We start from the raw sequence: 23,617 nt of genomic DNA, 5'->3' as shown, positions 1-23,617 counted from the left end.
AAAGCTGGTCTATCTGGTGTTGCATGATTGATATCAGTACAGCCCGCATATTCTTCGAACAGAACCCCGATATCGAGGTCCTCGAAGCTTTCGTCATCGATGTGAACGGCGTGCCGCGCGGCAAATGGATCCCGCGGGAGCGCGCGCTCGACGTGCTCGAAAACGGCATGGCGATGCCGCGCTCCGTTTATGCGCTCGATGTCTGGGGCCGCGACGTCAACAGCGCGGGGCTCGCGGAAGGCACTGGCGATCCGGACGGGCTGTGCTTTCCCATTCCCGGCACGCTGTCGCGCGTCGGCTGGCTGAAGCGGCCGACGGCGCAGGTTCTGCTGGGCATGCGCGATGCCGATGGCAACGGCTTTTACGGCGATCCGCGGCAGGTTCTCGCCAATGTGCTCAAGGGGTTCGAGAAGATCGGCCTGACGCCGGTCGTGGCGACGGAGCTTGAATTTTATCTGATCGACCCGGTGCGTTCGGCGCTCGACCCGGTCCGACCGCCGAATTCCCGCGACGGCCGCTGGCATGCCGGCCAGACGCAGGTTCTGTCGATTTCGGAACTGCAGGATTTCGAGGACGTGTTCCACGGCATTGCCAGTGCCGCCCGCGCGCAGGGCATTCCGGCGGACACGACATTGCGGGAAAACGGTCCCGGCCAATACGAGATCAATCTCAACCATGTGCCGGATGCGCTGAAGGCAGCGGATTATGCCGTGCTTTTGAAGCGGATCGTCAAGGGCATGGCGCGCGCCAACGATCTCGACGCCACTTTCATGGCAAAACCCTATGGCAGCCAGGCCGGCAGCGGCATGCATGTGCATTTCTCGCTGCTCGACGAGAACGGGCGCAATGTCTATGCCGGCGATGACGGCCCTTCGGAAGCACTGTTCCATTCGGTCGGCGGGCTTCTGGAAAACATGGGGGAAAGCATGGCGGTGTTTGCGCCGCATGCCAATTCCTACCGGCGCCTGCGGCCGAGCGAACATGCGCCGACCTATGCCTCATGGGGCTTTGACAACCGGTCGGCAGCCGTGCGCGTCATCACCTCGCCGAAACCGGCGACCCGTATCGAACATCGCGTTGCCGGTTCCGACAGCAATCCCTATCTCGTGCTTGCGATGATCCTGAGTGCCGCCCTTGCCGGCATCAAGGAGAAGCGTCATCCGGGCGGTGCGATCACCGGTGACGACCATTCGATCAGCCACGAGCCTCTGCCGACCAACTGGGACCATGCGCTGCAGCAGTTTTCCCGCTCGACCTTCGCCTATGCGACGCTCGGGCCGAAATACCGCTCGCTCTATACGACCTGCAAGATGCAGGAACTGGCGGAATTTGCCCTGCGCGTCACCGATGTCGAATACGACGCCTATATCCGGACGGTGTGAGATGAATTTCAGGACAGCCCAAAACCCGGGACATACGGACAGCTGGTACGCGGCCTCCGCCAATGACAAACACGTCCGGCCGGCGCTGGAAGGCGCTGTCGAAGCGGATGTCTGCATCATCGGCGCCGGTTTTACCGGGATTTCGGCGGCGCTCGAACTGTGCGAGCGCGGTTATTCGGTGGTCGTGCTGGAGGCCGAACGCATCGGGTTCGGTGCCTCGGGCCGCAATGGCGGGCAGATCGTCAACGGCTACAGCCGCGATCTCGAAACGATTGCCGGGCGTTACGGCCGCGGCAAGGCGGTGGAGCTCGGAAAGATGTCGCTCGAGGGAGGCGATATCATCCGCAGCCGCGTCGCGAAATACGGCATCGAATGCGATCTCGTGGAGGGCGGCTTTTTCGCGGCCTTTACCGACAAGCAGATCCGTGAGATGGAAGCGTCGAAGACCGACTGGGAGCGATACGGTCATACGGGGCTGGAAATGGTCTCCAAGGCGGATGTCCAAAAATACGTCCGCACCGACCGGTATGCCGGCGGCATGATCGACAGGCTCGGCGGGCATATCCACCCGCTCAATCTGGTTCTCGGCGAAGCGGCGGCGGTCGAAGGCCTCGGCGGCCGGATCTTCGAATGCTCGCGGGTGATCGGGCTCGATACCGGCGCTCGGCAAGTGGTGCGGACAGCTTCCGGCTCGGTCGCGGCAAGCTATGTGCTCGTCTGCGGCAATGCCTATCTCTCGCCGGAATTTCCGGAGATCAGCGGCCGGATGATGCCCGTCTCCAGCCAGGTGATGGCGACGGAACCGCTCGATGCAGGCCTGATCGAAAGCCTGCTGCCGGCGAATTATTGCGTCGAGGATGCCAACTACATTCTCGATTATTACCGCCGCACCTCCGACAACCGGCTGCTTTATGGCGGCGGCATCGGGTATGGCGGCAATGATCCGAAGGATCTGACGGGCGTGATCCGCCCGAACATGCTGAAGACGTTTCCGCAGCTGAAGGATGTCCGGATCGATTACGCCTGGAGCGGCAATTTTGCGCTGACGCTGACCCGCATCCCGCATATCGGCAAGCTGTCCGACACCGTCTTCTTCTCGCATGGCGACAGTGGCCATGGCGTTACGACGACGCATCTGCTTGGCAAGATTCTAGGCGAAGTGGTTGCCGGCCATGCGGAACGTTTCGATGTCTGGGCATCGCTGCCCAACCTGCCCTTCCCCGGCGGCAAGACGTTTCGCGTGCCGCTCACCATGCTCGGGGCATGGTGGTACGGCTTACGCGACCGGCTGGGGCTTTAGCCTCCGCCTGATCTTAGGCGGAAGCTGCGAGGTTTTCGGGAAAACTGCCGGTGAAATAATAGGTCGACTGGGCGCGGACGATCGACTTGAACTGCGCGACGATCTTGAGCGCCTCTTCCGCCGGGACCATGAGAGCAAGGCGCAGAGTTGCAGACGCCATGTGGAACATGATGAACAGCGTGCGCGAATAGGCTTCCCAGAGCTTTTCGTTGACGAAGCGCTTGGTTATCTCGAAGAAGATTTCCGCCTGGAAGCGGGTTTCGGCCGTGTCACGGTCCGCCAGCGCCTTGTCGGCCTGGATCGCGTTCAGGAGATCCTGGGTCGAGGGCTGTTCGCGCATGCGGTTATAATAGATGTCGAACAGCGTGTCGGTCGCGCGAAGTGCATCATCGGAATTGTTGATGATCGGCACATGGCTGGCGATGATGCCGCGAACTTCTTCCACGTAACGCTCGTGGAGCATGGCGATGATCGCCGACTTGTTCGGGAAATACTGGTAGACGGAAGCGATCGGGCCGCCGGACAAAGCTGCGATTTCCTTCATGGTGACCGCGTCGATGCCCTTCTGGCCGATCAGCTCCATGGAAACCTTGAGGATTTCGTCGATACGTTCGCGGCTTCTTTCCTGTTTTGGCACCCGGCGAAGCGATCCACCCGCACCTTGCACTGTTCCTGGCATCCGCAATCCGTCTCCTAACTACTTCCCATGCGCAACCCGCACCGGTCTTGCGACGCGGGGGCTAGGTACACCAAACCTGACATCTATACGGGGGAAATAGTTTTTCGGATCACGCCGGTAAATGTTTTTTTAAAATAGCTGAATTTTCGAAGGTACAGCCATACCTTTCCGATACGTGATTACTTATCGTATCTCACTGGGCCATGATCTGGTCAAGTCCGGACCGGGCATTCTCGACTATAGTCTCGATGCTGGCATCGATATCGACAGTGACCACGCCCTCCTCCCCCTCCGGGCTTTCGAGCGTCGCAAGCTGGCTCTGAAGCAGGGCGGCCGGCATGAAATGGCCTTTTCTTTCGCCCATGCGCCGGGACAGAAGATCTTCCGCGCCCTTGAGGAAAACGAAGTAGAGCTTGCCGCCGGCGGCCTTGCGAAGCCGGTCGCGATAGGCGCGCTTCAGGGACGAGCAGGTCGCAACGACACTCTTGCCCTGATCCGTCAGACCAGCGATTTCCTTGCCGATCACATCAAGCCACGGCCAGCGATCCTCATCGGTCAGAGGAATGCCGTGCGCCATCTTGTCGATATTGGCCTTGGGGTGAAGGCTGTCGCCTTCCACAAACGCACTGCCCAGGTTCTTTGCCAGAAGCTCGGCAACCGAGCTCTTGCCCGCACCGCTCACACCCATGACGATGACTGCTCTGACGTCTTTTCCGGACATATGCGCCTCCCTGCACCACTTCCTGTCTTTCGCTGTCTGCATGCCCGGTTCAACCGGAAAGCACAAGCCCGGACCACTCAGCTCGGCCTCTTCAGCCCGGCCTCCTCAGTTCTGGCGGGCCTGCTTGCCAAGGACGAGCGGCATCAGCACCGACAGGAACATCAGGCGCAGGACGTGATGGGCGCCGACATAGGTCGGGTCGGCATTCAGCATGACGGCCATGGCCGCCATCGTTTCCAGGCCGCCCGGCGAAAAGGCGATCAGCGCGGCATCGAGCGGTACACCTGTGACGTAAGACACCATTACCGCGATCGCGCCCGCCAGCGCCGTAACCACGAAGGTGACGACGAGGCCGGAGACGAAAGCGAGGCGCAGCTCGCCGATCGACACGCCGCAGAAACGCGTACCGATGACCGAACCGAGAAGGACATAGGTCGGGACGAGCAGCCAGTTCGGAATGCCGCCGCTGACGGTGCCCGTCACATGCATGGCGATCGATACGAAGACGCCGCCAAGCAGCAGCGCTGCGGGAAAACGCAGGCGCTGGAACAGCATGCCGAGAACCGCCGAGGCGGTCAGCATGGCCATCAGGACCCAGAAGTCCATCGGCGGAATGGGGATGATAACCGACGAACCGCCGAGGTCGAAGACCGTGACGATGAGTGGAACGCTGATCGTCAGCGCCAGAACCCGCACACTCTGCGAGATGCTGACGGTGCGCAGGTCGCAGCGCATCTCCGCTGCAAGGCTCAAGACATAGCTCAGATGACCGGGCGATGCGGCGAGAAGCGCAGTCGTGCGGTCATAATGAAAGAAGCGCCGAAGCACCCAGGCGGCCACAAAGAGAAGAATGACGATCGCCACCAGAACCATGAAGAAGCTGAACGGCCATTTTCGCACCGCCACGACGATATCCGGCGTGACCGTGGAGCCCATGGAGACACCGACGACAACGAAGCTTGCATTGCGAAAAATGCGCGGTACCGAAAGGCGGAGGCCGGCAATGCCTGCCACGGTCACCCCGACGGCTGGCCCGATCAGATAGGGCGCCGGCAGGCCGATCAGCGATGCGAGAAGCGCTCCAAGCGCCCCGATCAGCGCGGTGAGCAGGAATTCTCGCATTTCAAGGAAAGACATGGCGACCCGGAAGCGGCGATCGTTTCTCAAGGAACCGCCCGGAAATCATAAGGCGGAAGGCGAAGGATGCCGTCCGCTTCTATTGCAATTGCGAACAAGGTCAATCGCAATCGCGGCAATCAAAGCGAAAAGGTGCAGGAACAAGAGCTTGAAACAAAAAAGCCGGCTGGAAACCAACCGGCTCTTCATAGTGAAGCATGGGCCCTATCAGGCGGCCGGAGCCGAGATCTTCGGCATATGCAGATCTTCGAGGCCAAGCAGGAAGTTGATCTGCGGGCGGGCCTTTACGAGATCGTCGATCGTGTACTCGGCCAGCACGTCAAAGAAGGCGTTGAGTGCCTTGCGCAGCGCCGAGTTGAGGCCACAGCTGTCGACCAGCGGGCATTCAGCCACGCCGTCCTCAAAACATTCGGCCATGGCGAAGCTGTCTTCGGTGACCCTGACGACATCGAACAGGGTGATGCGCTCGGCAGCACGGCCAAGCTTCACGCCACCATTGCGGCCACGCACGGTCTCGACGAGGCCGGCCTTGGTCAAAGGCTGAAGGATCTTGAAGAGGAACAGTTCCGAAACACCATAAGCCTTGGCGATTTCAGGAATGCGGCTCAGGTGGCCTTCGTTTGCTGCACAGTACATCAACATGCGGACTGCGTAGTTCGTCTGTTTGGTCAAGCGCATGCCGGTCTCCAGAAATTCCGTTGACTGTTTATATAAGGGCTTCGCTAGTTTTGAACAATTCCAAATTTGAAGAATTATCGTCGCATGCTGAACACTTCAGCGCGACGGGCTTCGAAAGGTCTAGCCGATCATGCCAAAACGGACTGCGATCCAGACCGGACCGGCGACCAGACAGATCATAGCGAAAAGAACCGCACTTCGTCTTGCAAGACGCGTGCGGCGCGCACGCTTCGCATCCCACTCGTAGACCATGACACCGAACCCCACGCCACTCGGGGCTAAACCTAGCGGAGGGCGTCATGAGGTCAATGCCCGGATAGGCGGTATGCACCGACTTTTAAGCCGGCAGGATGAACCGGCGGGACAGAAGCCCGCCGGTTCCTGCGATATTACTTCATCACCGGCATGACGAATTCGGCGCCATCCTTGATGCCGGAGGGCCAGCGGGCGGTGATCGTCTTGGTCTTGGTCCAGAACTTGATCGAATCAGTGCCGTGCTGGTTGAGATCGCCGAAGGACGAAGCCTTCCAGCCGCCGAAGGAATGGTATGCGAGCGGAACCGGGATCGGCACGTTGATGCCGATCATGCCGATATTGACGCGGCTTGCGAAATCGCGGGCCGCATCACCATCGCGGGTGAAGATCGCAACGCCATTGCCGTATTCGTGCTTCATCGGCAGCGACAGGGCTTCCTCGTAGTTCGGTGCGCGAACCACCGAAAGGACCGGGCCGAAGATTTCCTGCTTGTAGATATCCATGTCCGGCGTGACGTTGTCGAACAGTGTGCCGCCGACGAAATAGCCGTTTTCGTAACCCTGCAGCTTGAAGCCGCGGCCATCGACGACGAGCTTGGCGCCTTCTGCGACACCCTTGTCAATCAGGCCGTTGATGCGGGCATGGGCTTCCTTGGTGACAACAGGGCCCATATCGGCCTTGTCATCGGTATAGGGGCCGATGCGCAGGGATTCGATTTTCGGAACCAGCTTTTCGACGAGTCGGTTGGCGGTTTCCTCGCCGACCGGCACTGCGACCGAAACGGCCATGCAGCGCTCGCCGGCAGAACCGTAGCCTGCACCCATCAAAGCGTTGACGGCCTGATCGAGATCGGCATCCGGCATGATGATCATGTGGTTCTTGGCACCGCCGAAGCACTGGGCGCGCTTGCCGTTGGCAGCTGCGGTTCCGTAAACATAACGGGCAATCGGGGTGGAGCCGACGAAGGAGACCGCGCCGATATCCGGATCAGTGAGGATTGCGTCGACCGCAGCCTTGTCACCATTGATGACGTTGAGGATGCCGGCAGGCAGACCTGCTTCGATCATCAGTTCGGCAAGGCGGATCGGCAGCGACGGATCGCGCTCGGAGGGCTTGAGGATGAAGGCATTGCCGCAGGCGATGGCCGGCGCGAACATCCACATCGGGATCATGCCCGGAAAGTTGAAAGGCGTAATGCCGGCGCCGATGCCGACCGGCTGGCGGATCGAATACATGTCGATCTGCGGACCAGCGCCTTCGGTGAACTCGCCCTTGGAAAGATGCGGGATGCCGATGACGAATTCGCAGACTTCCAGGCCGCGGACGATATCGCCCTTGGAATCCTCGACCGTCTTGCCGTGTTCCTTCGACAGCATGACGGCCAGCTCGTCCATGTTCTGGTTAAGCAGGTCGACGAATTTCATGAAGACGCGGGCGCGGCGCTGCGGATTGGTGGCAGCCCATTTCGGCTGCGCTTCCTTGGCGTTCTCGACCGCTGCGCGGATTTCCGAAACGCTGGCAAGCGCGACCTTGGCCTGCACTTCGCCGGTTGCCGGGTTGAAGACGTCCGCCGTGCGGCCGCTGGTGCCGGCAACATGCTTGCCGCCGATGAAATGACCGATTTCGAGCATGGATGTTCCTCCTGGTTTTTAGGATCCCTTTATCGAGGGCCGAGGATACTCGCAGATTTGCATGCCGCAACGCCTTAGTTTACGCATCCGTTGTGCAAATTTCGACATTAAAGGCATAGGCATACCGTGGACTCAAAACCGCTGCACACATTTGCGCGGCATGCTGTGGAGAGAACAATGAACTGGGACGATGTGCGCATGTTCCTCGCAGTTGCCCGCACCGGCCAGATTCTCTCGGCCTCGCGACGGCTCGGCATCAACCATGCAACGCTGGGGCGCCGGATCACCGCGCTCGAGGAAGATCTGCGCACCCGCCTCCTCGTTCGCCGCACCAATGGCTGCGAGCTGACCGCCGAGGGAGAGGTGTTTTTTCGCGCGGCGGAGAGGATGGAAACGGAGATGCTGGCGGCGCAGGCAAGCACCGGCCGGATCGATGCCGCTGTCGCCGGCACCGTCCGTATCGGCGCACCGGACGGGTTCGGCGTGTCGTTTCTGGCGTCGAGGCTCGGGCGGCTGCGGCGCCGTCATCCGGAACTCAAGCTGCAGCTCGTGCCGGTGCCGCGCTCGTTTTCGCTGTCGCAGCGGGAAGCGGATATCGCGATTACGATCGATCGGCCGCAGCAGGGCCGGCTCGTCTCGTCTAAACTCACCGATTATACGCTTAGTCTTTATGCCTCGCGGGCCTATATCGGGGAAGCGGGCATGCCGGAGACGATCGAGGCTCTGAAAACCCATCGCCGCATCGGCTATGTGGACGACCTGATCTTTTCGCCATCCCTGAACTTTACCGGGGAAGTGATGCGGGACTGGGATGCCGGTTTCGAGATTTCCAGCGCGATCGGCCAGACGGAGGCCGTTCGATCAGGTGCCGGGATCGGTATCCTGCATGACTACGTGGCGCGGGACTATGCCGAACTCGTGCCTGTATTGCCAAAGCTCGTCATTCGCCGCGCCTATTGGAGCAGCTATCATGAAAGCGCGCGTGACCTGATGCGGGTCCGCACGGTGGCAGATTTTCTGAAGGAAATTGTCGGCGGAGAAGGTGGCATTTTCGTGCGATCCCCGGAGTGACCGCTGCAGGCCCCGATCAGACAGGGCGGCAAAATTGCGGCGAACCGCGACTATAGGAGGCCTCGCCCGCCATGCGGACGAAGCCTCGGGTGCTTGATAATATCAGGCGTGGAAAGCGGAGGCCGGCAGGCGCAGGGCCGCGGCAATACGCTTCAGCTTGGCCGGATCGGAAACCGAGCCGTTTTCGATTTCGACGATTTCGTCATTGACCAGACCGGTCGTGACGGCGAGATCGTCGACGCTGTAACCTGCGGCAACGCGGGCCTGGGCTACGAGCGAGGCCACCTGATCGGCAGCCAGCATGTTTTCAGTCGAAGCATGGAAATTGCTTATGGAAACTGTCATGGTCATTTTCCTTCCGTGACAATCTGCCCAAGGCAGTGAAGGGCCAATCGCCCAAGGTCTGGATGTCCAACTTCGAGACGTCTGCGTCCAAAATGTTAGGCAGCCGGCGCACAATAGATAAGCAAATGTGTGGCGACGACAAGGGCAATTGTTGCATTGCAACAAATTGTGTAGTCACGCATGCCATTTTCTGAGGCAGCCGAACAAAATCCCCCGCTTCGCGTTTGTTAACCAAACGAGGATGCGCAGATGTTTCATTCCACGCAGAACAATCGAGAAAAGATACGTCCGCCAACGGATGCAGAACTCTTGCAATCCGCCCATCAGCAGGTGGAAATCTACCTTGTCTATCTGCGTGAACACGAGACGAGGAACGACCTGTTCGACACACGCGAACTACCGATCTCGAAGGAATCGCTAGTCAATGCGTTCCGGATCGTCATCGCCACGGAAAACCGGCCGAACATCCGTGCACTGCTGATCAAGGCCGGCATGACGCTCGCACAGTTTCAGGACGATATCGGCCAGCCGATGGTCATACGACCGGTAACCGAGCCGATCATGAACCGAAGCGACGAGCGCCGGAAGGCCGATCCCGCACGGTTGCGGCGCTTCGATCTTGCACTCCTGAAGCTCGGAGAAGAGCGGATAAGGCTCGGCCGGGTTTTCCAGAGTGCGCAGAATATCGCCGAAAGGCGACCGTTCCATCACGCGTGAATGGAAGCATCAAAATCATGGTGTGGGAGAAATGGTACGGTTGGGGGGTCTCGAACCTCCGACCTCAGGTGCCACAAACCTGCGCTCTAACCAACTGAGCTACAACCGCACGGAACGCCTTTAAAGCGTTGCCGGGTCCAATACGGCCATCGCGTTTCTTTTGCAAGCCCCTTCCGCAAATGAATGCTGGAAATGAGAATGGCCGCGATTGGCGGCCATTCCCAAAGGCTTGTTATCGATCAGGCAGCGCGGAAGCTTGCCATGACCTTTTCCGCGGCTTCCTTGCCGGGCTTTGAAACGTCGTCGGCGAGCTTGCGGGCGGCTTCCTGCATGGTCTTTGCCTGTCCGACGGTCGCTTCGGCCTGGCGGCGAACGAAGCTGGTCTGCAGTTCAAAGAATTCGGAAACGGAACGCACGCCCATCAGTGCTTCCATGTGGGACAGCGACAGATCGGCATTGGCGCGCAGCGCGTCGATCGCCTTCAGGCCAAGCTCGACCGTGCCCGACTGGGCGGAATGGACTGTGGATTCAACGGTGCGGGTGGCTTCCTCCGCTGCCGTTTTCATCTTAGCATAGGCCTCGCGAGACTGGGTCGCGCCCTTCTCAGCGAAATCGCGAAAGCTCTCGGTCACCTTTGCCGGATCGAAAGCAGAGAAAGAAAAGATATCGTCAGTGCCGTATGCCATGGGATCACATCCTCCGTTGATTCCCGTCTCCGGCCTAAAAACAGGCAATAACCGAAGACTTCTTGCCTGAATTGTAATCGAATTACTTGTGCAACGCAATAAATTTGTGCGCCGCACAATGCCCGCGTTAACCTTGGGAGCAGGTTGAAAGCCATTCCTGTGGACCCGCAAAGCCCGGCGGGTTATTAACGATCGATTAATATTTCCGAAGAATGCCAGTCACTAAACCGACAGGTCGCTTATGTCCGCAGTCCAGTATCCGTTCATCGACATTGCCGTAAACGAGCGCGTCCGGGCACGCTTTTCGGCGGGCGAAGGAATGGTGCTTTTCTCCTCCGACATGCGCTACCCGCTCTGGGCCAATGGCCAGGGCGCCGGCCTGTTCGGCTTCAGCTCGATCTACGATTTCATCGACCAGGGCCCGAACCGCAACGACGTGGCTTTCCGCCAGATCGAGGCGACGGCACGACAGCTGGCACGGACGGGTGATACCCGTAACGTCGTCGTGCGTGTCACCTCCGGTTTCCAGCGCGTGATCATCCAGGGCGTCTGCGAGCTCGTGGAAATTTCCGGCGAGCGCGCAGTCCTGTTTTCCGCGGCGACCGCGCAGTCCGGCACCTCGCCGGAAATCTGCGCCGCCCGGATGATCGAGGGTTTCGAAGACCCCGATACCTACATGGCGGTGTTCGACAAGACGGGCAAGGTGATCGCGGCTTCCGCGCGCTTTGCCGAACTCGACATCTCGCAGCAAACGATCGGCATGCTGTCTGCCATGGCGGACGGTGATCCGAGCCGGCTCGCCAAGCGGCCGATCTCGACGGTCAAGGGCTACCTGCCGGCCGCGATGGGCAAGCTTGCGGACGACCCGGCCTTCTTCCTGCTTTTCACCGTGGATATGGCCGAGGACGACATTCCTTCGGCGCAGGTGCCCGAGCCTGTCTCCGCCGCTCCGGTTGTGGTTGACGCGGTTTCGGAAAATGCCGTGGTTCTGCCGCCAGAGAATGGTGGTGAAACAGAAGCTCTCGACGCAATTGCCGAGATCGAGGAAGCGCCGGAACAGCAGGACGAAATTTCGCTGTTCGACGAGGAAGCCCCGGCACCGGCTGAAGCGGATAGTGCAAATGATGTCGGTCAGACTGAAGCTGACGTTTCCAACGCAACCGAAGCGGTGACGGCAGAAGCGGAAAACGAGAGCGCGGAGCTGCCGATATCCGACGAGACCGCGCCGGAGCTGGAAGAAGAGGCGATTTCGCTGATGGCGGAAGAGCCCGCTGCGCCTGGCGAAGAAGATTCATCGGCGTTGATCCCGACGGTTTCGCCAGAGGACGAAGAGACGGCGCTTGACGCAGATGCGGATGTGGCATTCGTGGAACCGGCAGCGCCGGAGCCGCAAGCGGTTCCCGCCGACGAACCTCTCCATGCGGCGACCGCCAGCGCAGTCGACGCACCATCGGACACCGAAAATTTCTCGTTCCGCAGCGAGGCGCGGGCGACGCGTTTCGTCTGGAAAATCGATGCCACCGGGCATTTTACCGAGGTTTCGAGCGAATTCGCGGCGACGGTCGGTCCGCATGCGGCCGATATCATCGGCATGGCCTTTTCCGATATGGCCGCGCTCTTCCATCTCGATCCCGAAGGCCGGATCATCGAGCTTCTCAACAAGCGCGACACCTGGTCCGGCAAGACCATCTGGTGGCCGGTCGAGGGCACCTCACTGATCGTGCCCGTCGATCTCGCCGCCCTGCCGACCTATACCCGCAGCCGTGAATTCGATGGTTTTCGAGGCTTCGGCATCGTGCGGATTGCCGATGCGGCGGAAGATCCGCATGCGATCGGCCTGTCGCTCGTGCCGTCTGCGACGGAAGATTTTGCCGCGGATGACGAGCTGGACACGGTGGAAGCCGACGAGCAAGCCACTAACAGCATAACGGCGGATAAGGCCGAAGAAATTGCCTTTATCGACAAGGCATATGACACGCTCGCTACAGGCTACTCAGAGCCCGTCGAAGGCATTGCCGACGAGACGCACGACGAGATCGTTGCAGAGAACGATGAGGCGGATGATTTCGCCGCCGAAACGCAAGGTCAGGACGAAGCCCCTGCCCCGACACTGCCGCTCAATCCGGCGACCGACTGGCCGAACGGCGAGCGGCCAGCGCTAAGGCTCGTCGACAATCCGGGCCGCCGCCAATCGGACAAGATCATTCAGCTCGAGGAACACCGGACCCGCCTGACGCCCGTCGAGCAGGCCGCATTCCGCGAGATCGCCCGGCAGCTCGACCGTTTTGTCGGCGGCGAGGATAATGCCGCAGCAACACAGGATGCCGCAGCCGTGGGTTCCGCGCAGAATATTGTGGCGACTGACGATGCCAGCACTGCGGACGTGTCGCCGATCGCGGCTGACGCTACCGAAGCGTCGACAGAAGCTGTGAACGAGGCAGTTGCCACACCGGACCAGACATCTCCGGAGCAGGACGTCGAAGTCGCGGTTTCAGCGGATCAGCAGGATGAGTCGGAGCTATCGGAAGACCAAAACACCGTTTCCGAACAGGCTGATGGCCATCCCGTTGCCGAGAGCGTCGATCCGGTCGTCGAAGACGCGCCGGCAGAAGAAATCGCAGCGGTGGATGCCCATTCCGGCGCGGCAGCGATCGAATCCGAGGCCGCGGCTGAGCCCGAGGCTGCGGAAGATCTGCCTGCAGCGCCCGAGGACGAGCCGGTTGTGACCGACGAGCAAGATTTGACCGAACAGAACGAAATCCCGGCAGAAGAAGAGATTCAGAAGGCCGAAACTGAGCCTCTGTCCGCAACACCAACAGATGATGATGCACATTCGCATCTCAGCGATCGCGAGCTGCTGCAGACCATGCTTCCGATCCGTGAGCGCATCGGGCTTTCGGCCGATATCGTCGACCAGATGCCGGTGGCACTGCTGGTCCATAGCGGCGACACGCTCATTCACGGCAATCCGGAATTTTTGAAACTGACCGGTTATGCGTCGCTCGAGGAACTCGATGCGGTCGGCGGGCTCGATGCGCTGTTGCAGCGGCAGGACCTCGACGACAAGACGTCGGGAGCCGGCAGCATGGTCGTCGTCAAGGCGAATGACGACATCCTGCCGGTCACTGCCAAGCTGCAATCCGTCCGCTGGGGCGATAACAGCGCGCTGATGCTGGTATTGATGCCGATCGCCTCCGAGACGGAAGCGGCAGGCCCGGTCGAGGCCGATGGCCAGGCAGAGATCATTCCCTTCCGCAACAACCGGCCGGCAGACCAGCTGGCCCGGCTCCAGGTGGAAGTCGAAGAGCTGCGCGCCATTCTCGAAACGGCGACCGATGGCGTCGTGATCATCGATGCGAGCGGCGAAGTGCGCTCGATGAACCGTGCCGCCAGCGCCCTGTTCAATTACGATGACGACGAAATCAACGGCAAACCCTTCGTCATGCTGTTCGCGCATGAAAGCCAGAGGGCGATCATCGATTACCTCTCCGGCCTTTCAGGCCATGGTGTTGCAAGCGTCCTGAACGACGGGCGCGAAGTGATCGGCCGCGAGGCTTCCGGCGGTTTCCTGCCGCTGTTCATGACGATCGGCAAGCTCACCTCGTCGAACGGTTATTGCGCCGTCATCCGCGACATCACGCAGTGGAAGCGCACCGAAGACGAATTGCGCACCGCCAAACGTGCCGCCGAGACGGCCAATGCGCACAAGAGCGAATTCCTGGCGCATGTCAGCCACGAAATCCGCACGCCGCTGAACGCCATTATCGGTTTTGCCGACATGATGGCGGGTGAGCGCTTCGGCCCGATCGGCCATCCGCGTTATGTCGAATATTCCAACGATATCGGCCGCTCCGGTCGCCACGTCCTCGACATCGTCAACGACCTGCTCGACATTTCCAAGATCGAGGCGGGCGAGATGGAGATGGATTTCACCTCTGTCGGCCTTAACGAGACCGTGTCTGAGGCCGTGTCACTGGTGCAGCCGCAGGCGAACAGCCAGCGGGTTATCATCCGCACGGCGCTGTCGCAGGCGGTGCCGCCCGTGGTTGCGGATCTTCGCTCGATCAAGCAGATCGTGCTCAACATCCTGTCGAACGCCATCCGCTTCACGCCATCCGGCGGGCAGATCGTGGTTTCGAGCGCCTATGAGCCAAACGGCAATGTCGTCTTGCGGGTGCGGGATACGGGGATCGGCATGACGCGGTCCGAGCTGGAACTGGCCATGAAACCGTTCCGTCAGGTCGCAGGCGCTGCCCGCAAGCGGGGCGACGGCACCGGGCTTGGCCTGCCGCTGACCAAGGCAATGGTGGATGCAAACCGCGCCGCCTTTGCGATCAGCTCGGCACCCAATGAAGGCACGCTGGTCGAGATCACCTTCCCATCGCCGCGGGTGCTTGCGACGTAACCCGCGTCAAAACGCATTCAACTAAAAAGCACATAAAAGAAAGGCAGCCGAAGCTGCCTTTGAGTTGAATGCTGTTCAAAAAGGGATGGAAGACGTCATGTCTGCGGAAGCTCGCGGGCCTCCGGTCTTCCTTACACGAAATGCTTCATGCTGAGTCACTTTTGGTCGATCCGACTTAACAGGACGTTAAAGAGTTGTCCCGGTTTTAGAGTGCCGGCAGGACCGCTGCAACGGCGTGCCAGAGTGGCACACCGATCCAGCAAATGTCTGATTCAGCGCGCAAGTTCGGCTATGCCCGCATAGAGGTCGAGAGCCTCGGGATTGGCCAGCGCCTCCTTGTTCTTTACCGGTCGGCCATGCACGACTTCGCGGACCGCAAGCTCGACGATCTTGCCGGACTTGGTCCTGGGAATGTCGGCAACCTGAATGATCTTGGCCGGCACATGCCGTGGTGAAGCGCCGGAGCGGATGCGGCTCTTGATCTCTCCTTCGAGCTTCGCATCGAGCGAGATGCCGCCCGACAGGCGCACGAAAAGAACGACACGCACATCGTCCTGCCAGTCCTGGCCGATGCAGATCGCCTCGGCCACCTCCGCCATCTGTTCGACCTGATTGTAGATCTCGGCCGTGCCGATCCGGACGCCGCCGGGGTTAAGCGTCGCATCCGAGCGGCCGTGAATGACGATGCCGCCATGCTGCGTCCATTCGGCGAAATCACCGTGGCACCAGATATTGTCGAACCGCTCGAAATAGGCAGCGCGATATTTCGCCTGATCGGGATCGTTCCAGAACATGATCGGCATGGAAGGAAAGGCGGAGGTGCAGACGAGCTCGCCCTTTTCACCGCGCACGGACCTGCCGTCCTCGCTCCAGACATCGACGGCAAGGCCAAGGCCCGGTCCCTGGATCTCGCCACGCCAGACCGGTTTCAGCGGATTGCCGAGCACGAAGCAGGAGACGATATCGGTGCCGCCGGAAATGGACGCCAGATGCAGATCGGCCTTGATGCCTTCGTAGACGAAGGAGAAGCATTCGGGCGACAGCGGCGAGCCGGTCGAGGCCATCAGCCTCAGGCTCGAAAGGTCATGGCTCTCCTTCGGCACGAGCCCGCCCTTGCGGACGGCGTCGATATATTTGGCGGATGTGCCGAAGACCGCGAACTTCTCCTTCTGCGCATAGTCGAACAGGATATTGCCGTCCGGTGCAAAGGGAGAGCCGTCGTAAAGGCAAAGGGTGGCGCCTGCCGCAAGGCCGGAAACCAGCCAATTCCACATCATCCAGCCGCAGGTGGTGAAATAGAAGACCCGGTCGCCAGGGCTGACGCTGCAATGGAAACGATGTTCCTTCAGATGCTGCAGAAGCGTGCCGCCGGCCGAATGGACGATGCATTTGGGCACGCCGGTCGTGCCCGACGAAAACAGGATGTAAAGCGGATGCGAGAAGGGAAGCGGCTCGAATTCCAGCGCACGCGGTTCGAAGGGCGCTGTGAAAACGGCAAGCGTTTTTCCGTCTGACAGAGATGCTGCCAGCGCTTCGGCATCTCCGGCATAGGGTATGACCAGAACCGGTGCAGCGAGCTTTTCCGAGACCGCCCGCACCTTGGGCGACACATCCTGCAGTTTGCCATTATACCAATAGGCATCGCAGGTGATGAAGAGCTTTGGGCCGATCTGCCCGAACCTGTCGAGCACGCCCTGTTCGCCGAAATCGGGCGAGCAGGAGGACCAGATGGCGCCGAGCGAGGCCGTGGCCAGCATGCAGGCAATCGTCTCCGGCATGTTCGGCATCATCGCAGCAATGCGATCGCCCTTGACGATCCCCATGGCCCGAAAAGCCTGCTGCAGCCGGGAGACTTCCGCGCGCAGCCTGTCCCAGGACCAGCGGTCCTTCACTTTGTCCTCACCCCAGAAGACGAGCGCATCACCGGTGCCTTCACCGCGCAACAGGTTCTCTGCAAAATTGAGCGTCGCATCGGGGAAGAAACGGGCGGCCAGCATGTCGTCGCCGTGAATGAGGGCCCGCTCGCCGCGCTCGCCCTTTACGCCGCAATAATCCCAGACTGCGGACCAGAAATCGGCACGCTCGGCAATCGACCATGCATAAAAGGCATCGTAATCGGAAAACACCCGAGCATGACGCTCTGCGCACCATGTCATGAAGTGCGATAGCGGCGCATCCCTCTTCGCCTCTGCCGATGGCGCCCATAGCGGCCTGTCCATGCTCATGCAAATCCTCCACTGCTGCCGCCTCCTCCCCGGAAGCGTTTTGCGCCCTGCCTGACTGTTGCAAGTTCAGCTGGGCATCAGCATTTGTATAGCATGGGGTTTTCGGCGATAAAGGGCCACGGCCAGCCGGCAATGCTCCTATTTGCGCCTCAATGTCATTTCCTATATGCGCCTGCCATGCTCCTTGATCGAATGAGACATCTGCTGGATAGGCGCGGACGCCCGGTCGGGCGCCGCGCGCGTTCTATTCTGCTGGTCTGCCTGATCGCGCTGGTCATTTTCGTGCTTTTCGAGACCGTCGCACCGCTGCTGATCTCCACCGTTCTGGTGCGTGACAGGATGGAGACTGCCGTCGAGCGCTGGATCGGTCAGGACGTGACCATCGGTGGCGCGCCGACGCTGCGTTTCTGGCCAAAGGCCCGCATCACGCTGTCGGACGTGACGATCCGCCGGGACGACGAGCAGAAGCGGACGATCGGCCATGTATCGGAGCTTTCGGCCGCATTCGACCTCTTTGGCGCGTTGATCGGCCGGCCGATCTTCAAGGATTTTCGCCTGAGGGAACCGAAGATCTTCGTGACGCGGCAGGCGGACGGCACGCTCGACTGGTCGGATGCCGGCCTGCTTGCCCATGCGGTCGCGGATGTCAGGCCAAGCGGAAACGGGCAGTCGCTTTCCGTTTCCTATGACGCCCCGATCGGCGAAATCCGCGTCCATGACGGCAGTGTCGAGATCAACCAGGCGCCGGAAGGCACCGTCACCCGCATCGAAGGCATCAGCGGCCGGGTGCGCTGGCCGCACCTGTCGGAGGGTGCGAGCCTGACCGGCGAGGCGGTGGTTGCCGGGCGCAAGGTGAGTGCCGAAATCAGCTCCAGCCAGCCGCTTCTGCTGTTTTCCGGGCGCAGCAGCAATACCAACGGAACGATCCGTTCGGACCTTTTCAACGCCCAGTTCAGCGGCATCGTGAACCTTGCCGAACACGGTTTCCTGTCCGGCAATGCCGAGCTTTCGACGGTCGATCTGCCTGAACTGATGACATGGTTCGGCATCGATTTTCCGGCCGCAGACCATATGAAGGCGCTTTCGCTGCAGGCAAAGCTGATCACCAGCGCCGATGCCGTGCGTTTCGAAGGCCTGTCGCTCGATATCAATGACGTGCATGCAACGGGCATTCTCGATCTCGCCCTCAAGCCGAATGCGCAACCGCGGCTGACCGGGACGCTTGCCCTCAACCGGATCGATTTTTCGCCGCTGCTGGCCGAGATCGCGCCGCGGCTGCTCGACGAGAACGATCCGGCCGGGCAGTTCCGCAACCGGTTCGATCTCGATCTCAGACTATCCGCGCAAAACGCTGCCCTCGGCCCGTTCGGCCTCAGCGAAGTGGCGATCGGCGTGATGAATATCGGCGCCCAGTCCCGCGTCGATATTCTCGACAGCGATTTCGAAGGCGGGCGCCTGACCGGCAGGATCGGTACGATCAAGGAAGGTGATGCAGGCGGCGTGGCCGCACGGCTTTCCGTGCATGGCGCGGATTTTGCCACCATCATCCAGAGGCTCGGCCTGCAAGGCCCCCTGCCCGCCGGCAAGGGTTCGTTCGAACTGGCGATGGATGTCGCGCGGCCGCTGACCGCCGTTGCCTGGCGAAAGGCAAAAGGATCCTTCCATTTCACCGCAGATGGCGGCGTGCTGCCGGGCGTGGACCTTGCAAATATCCGGCAGCTGGCGGCGCAAAAGCCGTATTTCTCGCTCGACGATGCAAAGGGAACCGGCGGTTTCGAATTCAACAGCATCGATATTGCCGCCACACTTGCGAATGGCTCGGCAGATATCACCCAGGGGCGCATTGTCGGGGCGAGTGACACGATTTCGCTGAGCGGTATCGTGCCCTATATCAACAGCAGCCTCGCGCTTTCCGCGACGATCGACAGGCCCGGCAGCGACGCACGCGGCGGCAATACGCCGATTGCCCCTGCAACATTCTTCATCGGCGGCTCATGGCCGGACCCGGTCATTTGGCCATTGCACCAGAACGTGCCGAAGCTCGGCGACTGAGCCGCACTTTTCTCCGCTAAATTCCCTGGCGTTGGGCGAGATGCTCGTCGCGGATGCGGCGGATCTCGGCACGCTTGGTGGAGAGCGATGCGACGATGACGCCGATCGTCACCAGTCCGATCAGGATCGTGCAGATCGCGTTGATTTCCGGTGTCACGCCAAGGCGAACCTGCGAATAAATTTTTATCGGCAGCGTCGTCGCGCCCGGGCCGGTATTGAAGCTGGCAATCACGAGATCGTCGAGCGACAGGGTAAAGGCGAGCATCCAGCCTGCAACCACAGCCGGCAGGATCAACGGTAGCGTGATCTTGAAGAAGGTCTTGACCGGCGGGCAGCCGAGATCAAGAGCTGCTTCTTCGAGGCTGCGATCGAAGGTCAGAAGCCGGGACTGAACGACGATCGCGACATAGCACATGGTGAAGGTCGTATGGGCGATGATGACCGTCCAGAAGCCTCGGTCGACACCGAGCGCCACGAAGAGAAGCAGCATGGAGAGGCCGGTAATGACCTCAGGCATGACAAGCGGCGCGTAGATCATGCCGGAAAACAGCATGCGGCCGGGAAATTTCTGAAAACGCACCAGAGCCAGCGCGGCAAGAGTGCCAAGGACGGTGCCGAGCGTGGCGCTGAGCACGCCGACGCGCGCCGTCACCCAGGCGGCATCCATCAGTCCCTCGTTCGACCACATGGATGCGTACCAGTGCAGCGAGAACCCGCCCCAGACGGTCACCAGCCTGGAAGCATTGAAGGAATAAACGACGAGGATGACGATCGGGATATAGAGGAAGGCAAAGCCCAGCGTCAGGACGGTGATATCGAAGCGGGATGACTTCATCTCAGGCCACCTTCTTCTGCTGGTTCTGGAAGATCATGATCGGCACCACGAGCGCGAGCAGGAGAATGACGGCAACCGCCGAGGCGAGTGGCCAGTCGCGATTGCCGAAGAACTCCGTCCACAGTGTCTTGCCGATCATCAGCGTGTCGGCGCCGCCGAGCAGGTCGGGAATGACGAATTCACCGGTGATCGGAATGAAGCAGATCATCGAGCCGGCGATGACGCCGGGCAGCGAAAGCGGGAACGTGATGCGCCAGAAGGCCTTGAGCGGCGGGCAGCCGAGATCGTTGGCCGCTTCAAGCAGCGTATTGTCCATCTTTTCCAGCGCCGAATAGAGCGGCAGGACCATGAAGGGCAGATAGGAATAGACGATGCCGATAAACACCGCGGTATCGGTGCGGAAGATCTGTATCTGGTCGTCCGGTCCCATCAGGCCGATGGTCTGGAGCAGAAGCGTCAGCAGCCCATCCGGCTTGAGTATGCCGATCCAGGCGTAAACGCGGATCAGGAACGAGGTCCAGAAGGGCAGGATGACGAGCATGACAAGCGTCGGCCTGATCGAGGTCGGCGCGCGCGCCATGGCCAGCGCCATCGGATAACCGATCAAAAGCAGAAGCAGGGTCGAAATCACCGCGATACGCAGCGACGAGATATAGGCCTGGATGTAGAGCGGGTCGTCGGTCAGGAAGACGTAGTTTTCGAAATCGAGCTCGGAGATGAAATCGCCGATCGCGCCAAAGCCTTCGAAGACCGGCGTATAGGGCGGCATCGAGATCGCCGTGTCGGAGAGCGAGATCTTCAGAATGATCAGGAACGGCGCGACGAAGAACAGCAGCAGCCAGACATAGGGCACGAGGACGACCAGCCAACGGGCACGGCCTGGACCGCGGTGGGTGGCGGCATCATTGGAAACACTTGCCATCATCCCCTCCTTCAGCGGGTCAGCACGAGGCCCGCATCAAGCGGCCATGACAGCCAGACCCGGTCGCCGAAAGTGATCGGACGGTCGACGAGGCGCGAGACATTGGCCTGGGCGGCGCGCATGACCCTGCCATCGTCGAGCTTGACGATGAAGACCGAGAAATCGCCGAGGTAGCCGATATCCCAGACCTCGCCATTAACGGCGTTGACGCTTGTATCGGCAGGCTGTTCAGGCGAGATCCGCACCTTTTCCGGACGCACGGCATAGGCCACGTTGTCGCCGACGACGGCCTGGCATTCCTGTTCGGCGGCAAAGGTCAATCCACCACAATCGATCGTGACCGCTCCCGGCGCACCGAGCGCACTGTCGGTCTTCTTGACCGTGCCGTCGACGATGTTGATGTCGCCGATGAAGTCGGCAACGTAGCGGCTGTTCGGCGCCTCGTAGATTTCCGCCGGGGTCGCGACCTGAACGATGACGCCACGCTCCATGACCGCGATACGGTCGGACACGGTCATCGCCTCTTCCTGGTCGTGGGTGACGATGAGGAAGGTGAGGCCGAGCGTGTGCTGGATATCCATCAGCTCGAACTGGGTTTCTTCGCGCAGTTTCTTGTCGAGCGCGCCGAGCGGCTCGTCGAGAAGCAGGACCTTGGGCCGCTTGGCAAGCGAACGGGCAAGCGCCACGCGCTGGCGCTGGCCGCCGGACAGCTGGTTCGGCTTGCGCTTGGCGAACTGCTCCAGCTTCACGAGCTTCAGCATTTCCTCGACGCGGGCGGTGATCTCGCCCTTGGGCAGCTTGTCCTGTTCGAGGCCGAAGGCGATGTTCTTCTCGACCGTCATATGCGGAAAAAGCGCATAGGACTGGAACATCATGTTGGTCGGGCGGCGATAGGGCGGGACGCCGGAAATATCCTTGCCCTGCAGGAGGATGCGGCCCTCGGTCGGCTCATCAAAGCCAGCCAGCATGCGCATCAGCGTCGTCTTTCCACAGCCGGACGGGCCGAGCAGCGAGAAGAATTCGCGCTCGTAGATATCCAGCGTCAGATTATCGACGGCGGTGAAATTGCCGAAGCGCTTGGTGATGTTCTCGAAACGGATGAAAGGAACGGCCGACGGATCGGTCCAGGGAGAAAATTTGCGTTTAACCGGTCCGAGAGTTTTCGCCATAGGTGCCCCATTTCGCCCGAAGTCATCTTGAAAGGAGAAGGGCAGGCCCATCGGCCTGCCCCCTTGATCCTGTTACTTGCCGGTCTTGATCTGGGTCCAGAGCCGGTTCAGCACACGCTGTTCCTTGGGGCCGTAGGGCGAGATGGTGAAGAGCTTCTTCACCACGTCTTCCGGCGGATAGACATTCGGGTTGTCCAGCACGTCCTTGTCGATGAACTTCTGCGAGGCAAGGTTGCCGTTCGCATACTGGACATAGTTGGAGGCCTTGGCGATGACTTCCGGCTTCATCAGGTAGTTGATGAAGGCATGTGCCTCGTCGACATTCTTCGCATCCGCCGGGATCGCGAGGTTGTCGAACCACATATACGTGCCTTCCTTGGGGATGACGAACTCGATATTGACGCCGTTCTTGGCTTCCTCGGCGCGGGTCTTTGCCTGGAGAACGTCGCCTGACCAGCCGATCGTGATGCAGATGTCGCCATTGGCGAGATCGTCGATATAGGCGGCAGAGTTGAAGGTCTTGGCCGAGGAACGGATGGCGGAATAGACCTTGCCGCCGGCTTCGAGATCCTTGGTTTCCTTGCTGTCGGGGTTCTTGCCGACATAATTCATGCCGATCGCGAAGGTTTCGTCGGAGGCATCGAGGATGTTGACGCCGCAGGACTTCAGCTTCTTGGCGTTTTCCGGCTTGAAGAGAACGTCCCAGCTGTCGATCGGCACGTCACCGAGCGCCTTCTTGACCTTGTCGACATTGTAGCCGATGCCGGTCGTGCCCCACATGTAATTGACGGCATACTGGTTGCCGGGATCATACTTGGCGAGACGCTCGGAGATCTGCGGCCACATGTTGGAAAGGTTCGGCAGCTTGGACTTGTCGAGCTTCTGGAAGACGCCAGCCTGGATCTGACGGGCAAGGAACGGGCCGGTCGGGACGACGACGTCATAACCAGAACCACCTGCGAGCAGCTTGGTCTCGAGCAGGTCGTTGCTGTCGAATACGTCGTAGACGACCTTGATGCCGGTTTCCTTGGTGAAGTCGGTCAGGATCGATTCATCGATATAATCGGACCAGTTGTAGACATGGACCTGGCGCTCCTGCGCGGAAGCGGTGACAGCACCGAAGGCCGTTGCGGCAAATGCAGCAACGAGGCTCAGCAAATGGCGTTTCATGATCTCTCCTGTTTTAATTTTATGCGCAATGTCAGATCGGGCGCAGATTCCCCAATATTTTTAAGAAGAGTAAAAAGGATTTTTTGCTGCCACAAGGGGAATCTACAGACCAGCCACAATTCCGGGAAAAGTCACTCAACATCCGTGCTCATGGCAGTGAACGTGCCGGGCAAGTATTTCAAGTCAGCCTTGCACAAGCAACGTTGGGTAGTTCGGGGCAAGCAGGTCCGGAACTCT

At 60.3% G+C, this 23,617-nt stretch carries 18 protein-coding genes and 1 tRNA gene; 6 read left to right on the top strand and 13 right to left on the bottom strand.

Annotated features, from left to right (window positions below):
• Positions 1 to 23 precede the first annotated feature (23 nt).
• Together FHW37_RS19120 and FHW37_RS19115 are read left to right on the top strand one after the other, a co-directional pair.
• Positions 24 to 1,382 carry a glutamine synthetase family protein gene (locus FHW37_RS19120; RefSeq protein WP_145639239.1) on the top strand — a complete coding sequence of 453 codons (1,359 nt, stop codon included), beginning with the start codon at positions 24 to 26 and terminating at the stop codon, positions 1,380 to 1,382.
• 1 nt (position 1,383) lies between these two features.
• Complete coding sequence (locus FHW37_RS19115; RefSeq protein WP_186458319.1) at positions 1,384 to 2,682, top strand: NAD(P)/FAD-dependent oxidoreductase; 1,299 nt, start codon at positions 1,384 to 1,386, stop codon at positions 2,680 to 2,682.
• A 13-nt stretch (positions 2,683 to 2,695) separates the two neighbouring features.
• Here FHW37_RS19115 and FHW37_RS19110 read toward each other — a convergent pair whose 3' ends face one another.
• From FHW37_RS19110 to FHW37_RS19090, 5 genes are all read right to left on the bottom strand, one after another.
• Positions 2,696 to 3,361, bottom strand: coding sequence for a TetR/AcrR family transcriptional regulator (locus tag FHW37_RS19110; RefSeq protein ID WP_145639235.1), 666 nt, complete (start codon positions 3,359 to 3,361; stop codon positions 2,696 to 2,698).
• A gap of 193 nt (positions 3,362 to 3,554) precedes the next feature.
• Entirely contained in the window at positions 3,555 to 4,082 is a 528-nt protein-coding gene (locus FHW37_RS19105) for a gluconokinase (protein WP_145639233.1), read from the bottom strand.
• A 105-nt stretch (positions 4,083 to 4,187) separates the two neighbouring features.
• Positions 4,188 to 5,219 (bottom strand): AbrB family transcriptional regulator, encoded by a 1,032-nt coding sequence (locus FHW37_RS19100; protein ID WP_145639231.1) that lies wholly within the window; start codon positions 5,217 to 5,219, stop codon positions 4,188 to 4,190.
• 207 nt (positions 5,220 to 5,426) lie between these two features.
• The gene (rirA, locus tag FHW37_RS19095; protein WP_145639229.1) at positions 5,427 to 5,897 is read right to left on the bottom strand and encodes an iron-responsive transcriptional regulator RirA; all 471 of its coding nucleotides are present in this window, start codon (positions 5,895 to 5,897) and stop codon (positions 5,427 to 5,429) included.
• 389 nt (positions 5,898 to 6,286) lie between these two features.
• Positions 6,287 to 7,783, bottom strand: a complete 1,497-nt coding sequence (locus FHW37_RS19090) for a CoA-acylating methylmalonate-semialdehyde dehydrogenase (RefSeq protein ID WP_145639226.1) — start codon at positions 7,781 to 7,783, stop codon at positions 6,287 to 6,289.
• Positions 7,784 to 7,960: 177 nt separating this feature from the next.
• Here FHW37_RS19090 and FHW37_RS19085 point away from each other — a divergent pair, with 177 nt between their 5' ends.
• On the top strand, positions 7,961 to 8,854 hold the full coding sequence (locus FHW37_RS19085) for a LysR family transcriptional regulator (RefSeq protein ID WP_145639224.1): 894 nt from the start codon (positions 7,961 to 7,963) through the stop codon (positions 8,852 to 8,854).
• Positions 8,855 to 8,956: 102 nt separating this feature from the next.
• Here the strand turns inward: FHW37_RS19085 and FHW37_RS19080 are convergent, their stop codons facing one another.
• Positions 8,957 to 9,199, bottom strand: a complete 243-nt coding sequence (locus tag FHW37_RS19080) for a helix-turn-helix domain-containing protein (protein ID WP_145639223.1) — start codon at positions 9,197 to 9,199, stop codon at positions 8,957 to 8,959.
• Positions 9,200 to 9,448: 249 nt separating this feature from the next.
• Between FHW37_RS19080 and FHW37_RS19075 the strand changes: the two genes are divergently transcribed.
• Entirely contained in the window at positions 9,449 to 9,916 is a 468-nt protein-coding gene (locus FHW37_RS19075) for a hypothetical protein (protein WP_145639221.1), read from the top strand.
• 32 nt (positions 9,917 to 9,948) lie between these two features.
• Here FHW37_RS19075 and FHW37_RS19070 read toward each other — a convergent pair.
• Both FHW37_RS19070 and FHW37_RS19065 read right to left on the bottom strand, forming a co-directional pair.
• Positions 9,949 to 10,025 (bottom strand) — tRNA-His (locus FHW37_RS19070).
• 130 nt (positions 10,026 to 10,155) lie between these two features.
• Entirely contained in the window at positions 10,156 to 10,602 is a 447-nt protein-coding gene (locus FHW37_RS19065; protein ID WP_145639219.1) for a phasin, read from the bottom strand.
• Between the two features lie 241 nt (positions 10,603 to 10,843).
• On the opposite strand from FHW37_RS19065, the gene FHW37_RS19060 reads away from it, so the two are divergent.
• Positions 10,844 to 15,007, top strand: a complete 4,164-nt coding sequence (locus FHW37_RS19060; RefSeq protein WP_145639217.1) for an ATP-binding protein — start codon at positions 10,844 to 10,846, stop codon at positions 15,005 to 15,007.
• Positions 15,008 to 15,279: 272 nt separating this feature from the next.
• On the opposite strand, the gene FHW37_RS19055 is transcribed toward FHW37_RS19060, so the two are convergent.
• Complete coding sequence (locus FHW37_RS19055; protein ID WP_145639215.1) at positions 15,280 to 17,232, bottom strand: acetoacetate--CoA ligase; 1,953 nt, start codon at positions 17,230 to 17,232, stop codon at positions 15,280 to 15,282.
• A gap of 192 nt (positions 17,233 to 17,424) precedes the next feature.
• Here FHW37_RS19055 and FHW37_RS19050 point away from each other — a divergent pair, with 192 nt between their 5' ends.
• Complete coding sequence (locus tag FHW37_RS19050) at positions 17,425 to 19,284, top strand: AsmA family protein (protein ID WP_186458318.1); 1,860 nt, start codon at positions 17,425 to 17,427, stop codon at positions 19,282 to 19,284.
• A 16-nt stretch (positions 19,285 to 19,300) separates the two neighbouring features.
• Here the strand turns inward: FHW37_RS19050 and FHW37_RS19045 are convergent, their stop codons facing one another.
• The 4 genes from FHW37_RS19045 to FHW37_RS19030 form a co-directional block, all read right to left on the bottom strand.
• Positions 19,301 to 20,119, bottom strand: coding sequence for an ABC transporter permease (locus FHW37_RS19045; RefSeq protein ID WP_145639211.1), 819 nt, complete (start codon positions 20,117 to 20,119; stop codon positions 19,301 to 19,303).
• Position 20,120: 1 nt separating this feature from the next.
• Positions 20,121 to 21,041: an ABC transporter permease subunit gene (locus tag FHW37_RS19040; RefSeq protein WP_145639209.1), complete on the bottom strand. Its 921-nt coding sequence runs from the start codon at positions 21,039 to 21,041 to the stop codon at positions 20,121 to 20,123.
• Positions 21,042 to 21,052: 11 nt separating this feature from the next.
• Positions 21,053 to 22,210 carry an ABC transporter ATP-binding protein gene (locus FHW37_RS19035; RefSeq protein ID WP_145639207.1) on the bottom strand — a complete coding sequence of 386 codons (1,158 nt, stop codon included), beginning with the start codon at positions 22,208 to 22,210 and terminating at the stop codon, positions 21,053 to 21,055.
• A gap of 72 nt (positions 22,211 to 22,282) precedes the next feature.
• Complete coding sequence (locus FHW37_RS19030) at positions 22,283 to 23,380, bottom strand: polyamine ABC transporter substrate-binding protein (protein WP_145639204.1); 1,098 nt, start codon at positions 23,378 to 23,380, stop codon at positions 22,283 to 22,285.
• Positions 23,381 to 23,617 lie beyond the last annotated feature (237 nt).

The sequence above is a fragment of the Neorhizobium alkalisoli genome (assembly GCF_007829835.1).
Classification (GTDB): domain Bacteria; phylum Pseudomonadota; class Alphaproteobacteria; order Rhizobiales; family Rhizobiaceae; genus Neorhizobium.
This window is presented reverse-complemented; position numbering and strand designations above follow the sequence as displayed.

Coding starts and splice junctions, on each gene's coding strand:
- FHW37_RS19085 (WP_145639224.1), top strand. CDS start 7,961: ATGAACTGGGACGATGTGCGCATGTTCCTCGCAGTTGCCCGCACCGGC.
- FHW37_RS19050 (WP_186458318.1), top strand. CDS start 17,425: ATGAGACATCTGCTGGATAGGCGCGGACGCCCGGTCGGGCGCCGCGCG.
- FHW37_RS19035 (WP_145639207.1), bottom strand. CDS start 22,210: ATGGCGAAAACTCTCGGACCGGTTAAACGCAAATTTTCTCCCTGGACC.
- FHW37_RS19105 (WP_145639233.1), bottom strand. CDS start 4,082: ATGTCCGGAAAAGACGTCAGAGCAGTCATCGTCATGGGTGTGAGCGGT.
- FHW37_RS19060 (WP_145639217.1), top strand. CDS start 10,844: ATGTCCGCAGTCCAGTATCCGTTCATCGACATTGCCGTAAACGAGCGC.
- FHW37_RS19090 (WP_145639226.1), bottom strand. CDS start 7,783: ATGCTCGAAATCGGTCATTTCATCGGCGGCAAGCATGTTGCCGGCACC.
- FHW37_RS19055 (WP_145639215.1), bottom strand. CDS start 17,232: ATGAGCATGGACAGGCCGCTATGGGCGCCATCGGCAGAGGCGAAGAGG.
- FHW37_RS19075 (WP_145639221.1), top strand. CDS start 9,449: ATGTTTCATTCCACGCAGAACAATCGAGAAAAGATACGTCCGCCAACG.
- FHW37_RS19080 (WP_145639223.1), bottom strand. CDS start 9,199: ATGACAGTTTCCATAAGCAATTTCCATGCTTCGACTGAAAACATGCTG.
- FHW37_RS19100 (WP_145639231.1), bottom strand. CDS start 5,219: ATGTCTTTCCTTGAAATGCGAGAATTCCTGCTCACCGCGCTGATCGGG.
- FHW37_RS19045 (WP_145639211.1), bottom strand. CDS start 20,119: ATGAAGTCATCCCGCTTCGATATCACCGTCCTGACGCTGGGCTTTGCC.
- FHW37_RS19065 (WP_145639219.1), bottom strand. CDS start 10,602: ATGGCATACGGCACTGACGATATCTTTTCTTTCTCTGCTTTCGATCCG.
- FHW37_RS19030 (WP_145639204.1), bottom strand. CDS start 23,380: ATGAAACGCCATTTGCTGAGCCTCGTTGCTGCATTTGCCGCAACGGCC.
- FHW37_RS19110 (WP_145639235.1), bottom strand. CDS start 3,361: ATGCCAGGAACAGTGCAAGGTGCGGGTGGATCGCTTCGCCGGGTGCCA.
- FHW37_RS19040 (WP_145639209.1), bottom strand. CDS start 21,041: ATGGCAAGTGTTTCCAATGATGCCGCCACCCACCGCGGTCCAGGCCGT.
- FHW37_RS19115 (WP_186458319.1), top strand. CDS start 1,384: ATGAATTTCAGGACAGCCCAAAACCCGGGACATACGGACAGCTGGTAC.
- FHW37_RS19120 (WP_145639239.1), top strand. CDS start 24: ATGATTGATATCAGTACAGCCCGCATATTCTTCGAACAGAACCCCGAT.
- rirA (WP_145639229.1), bottom strand. CDS start 5,897: ATGCGCTTGACCAAACAGACGAACTACGCAGTCCGCATGTTGATGTAC.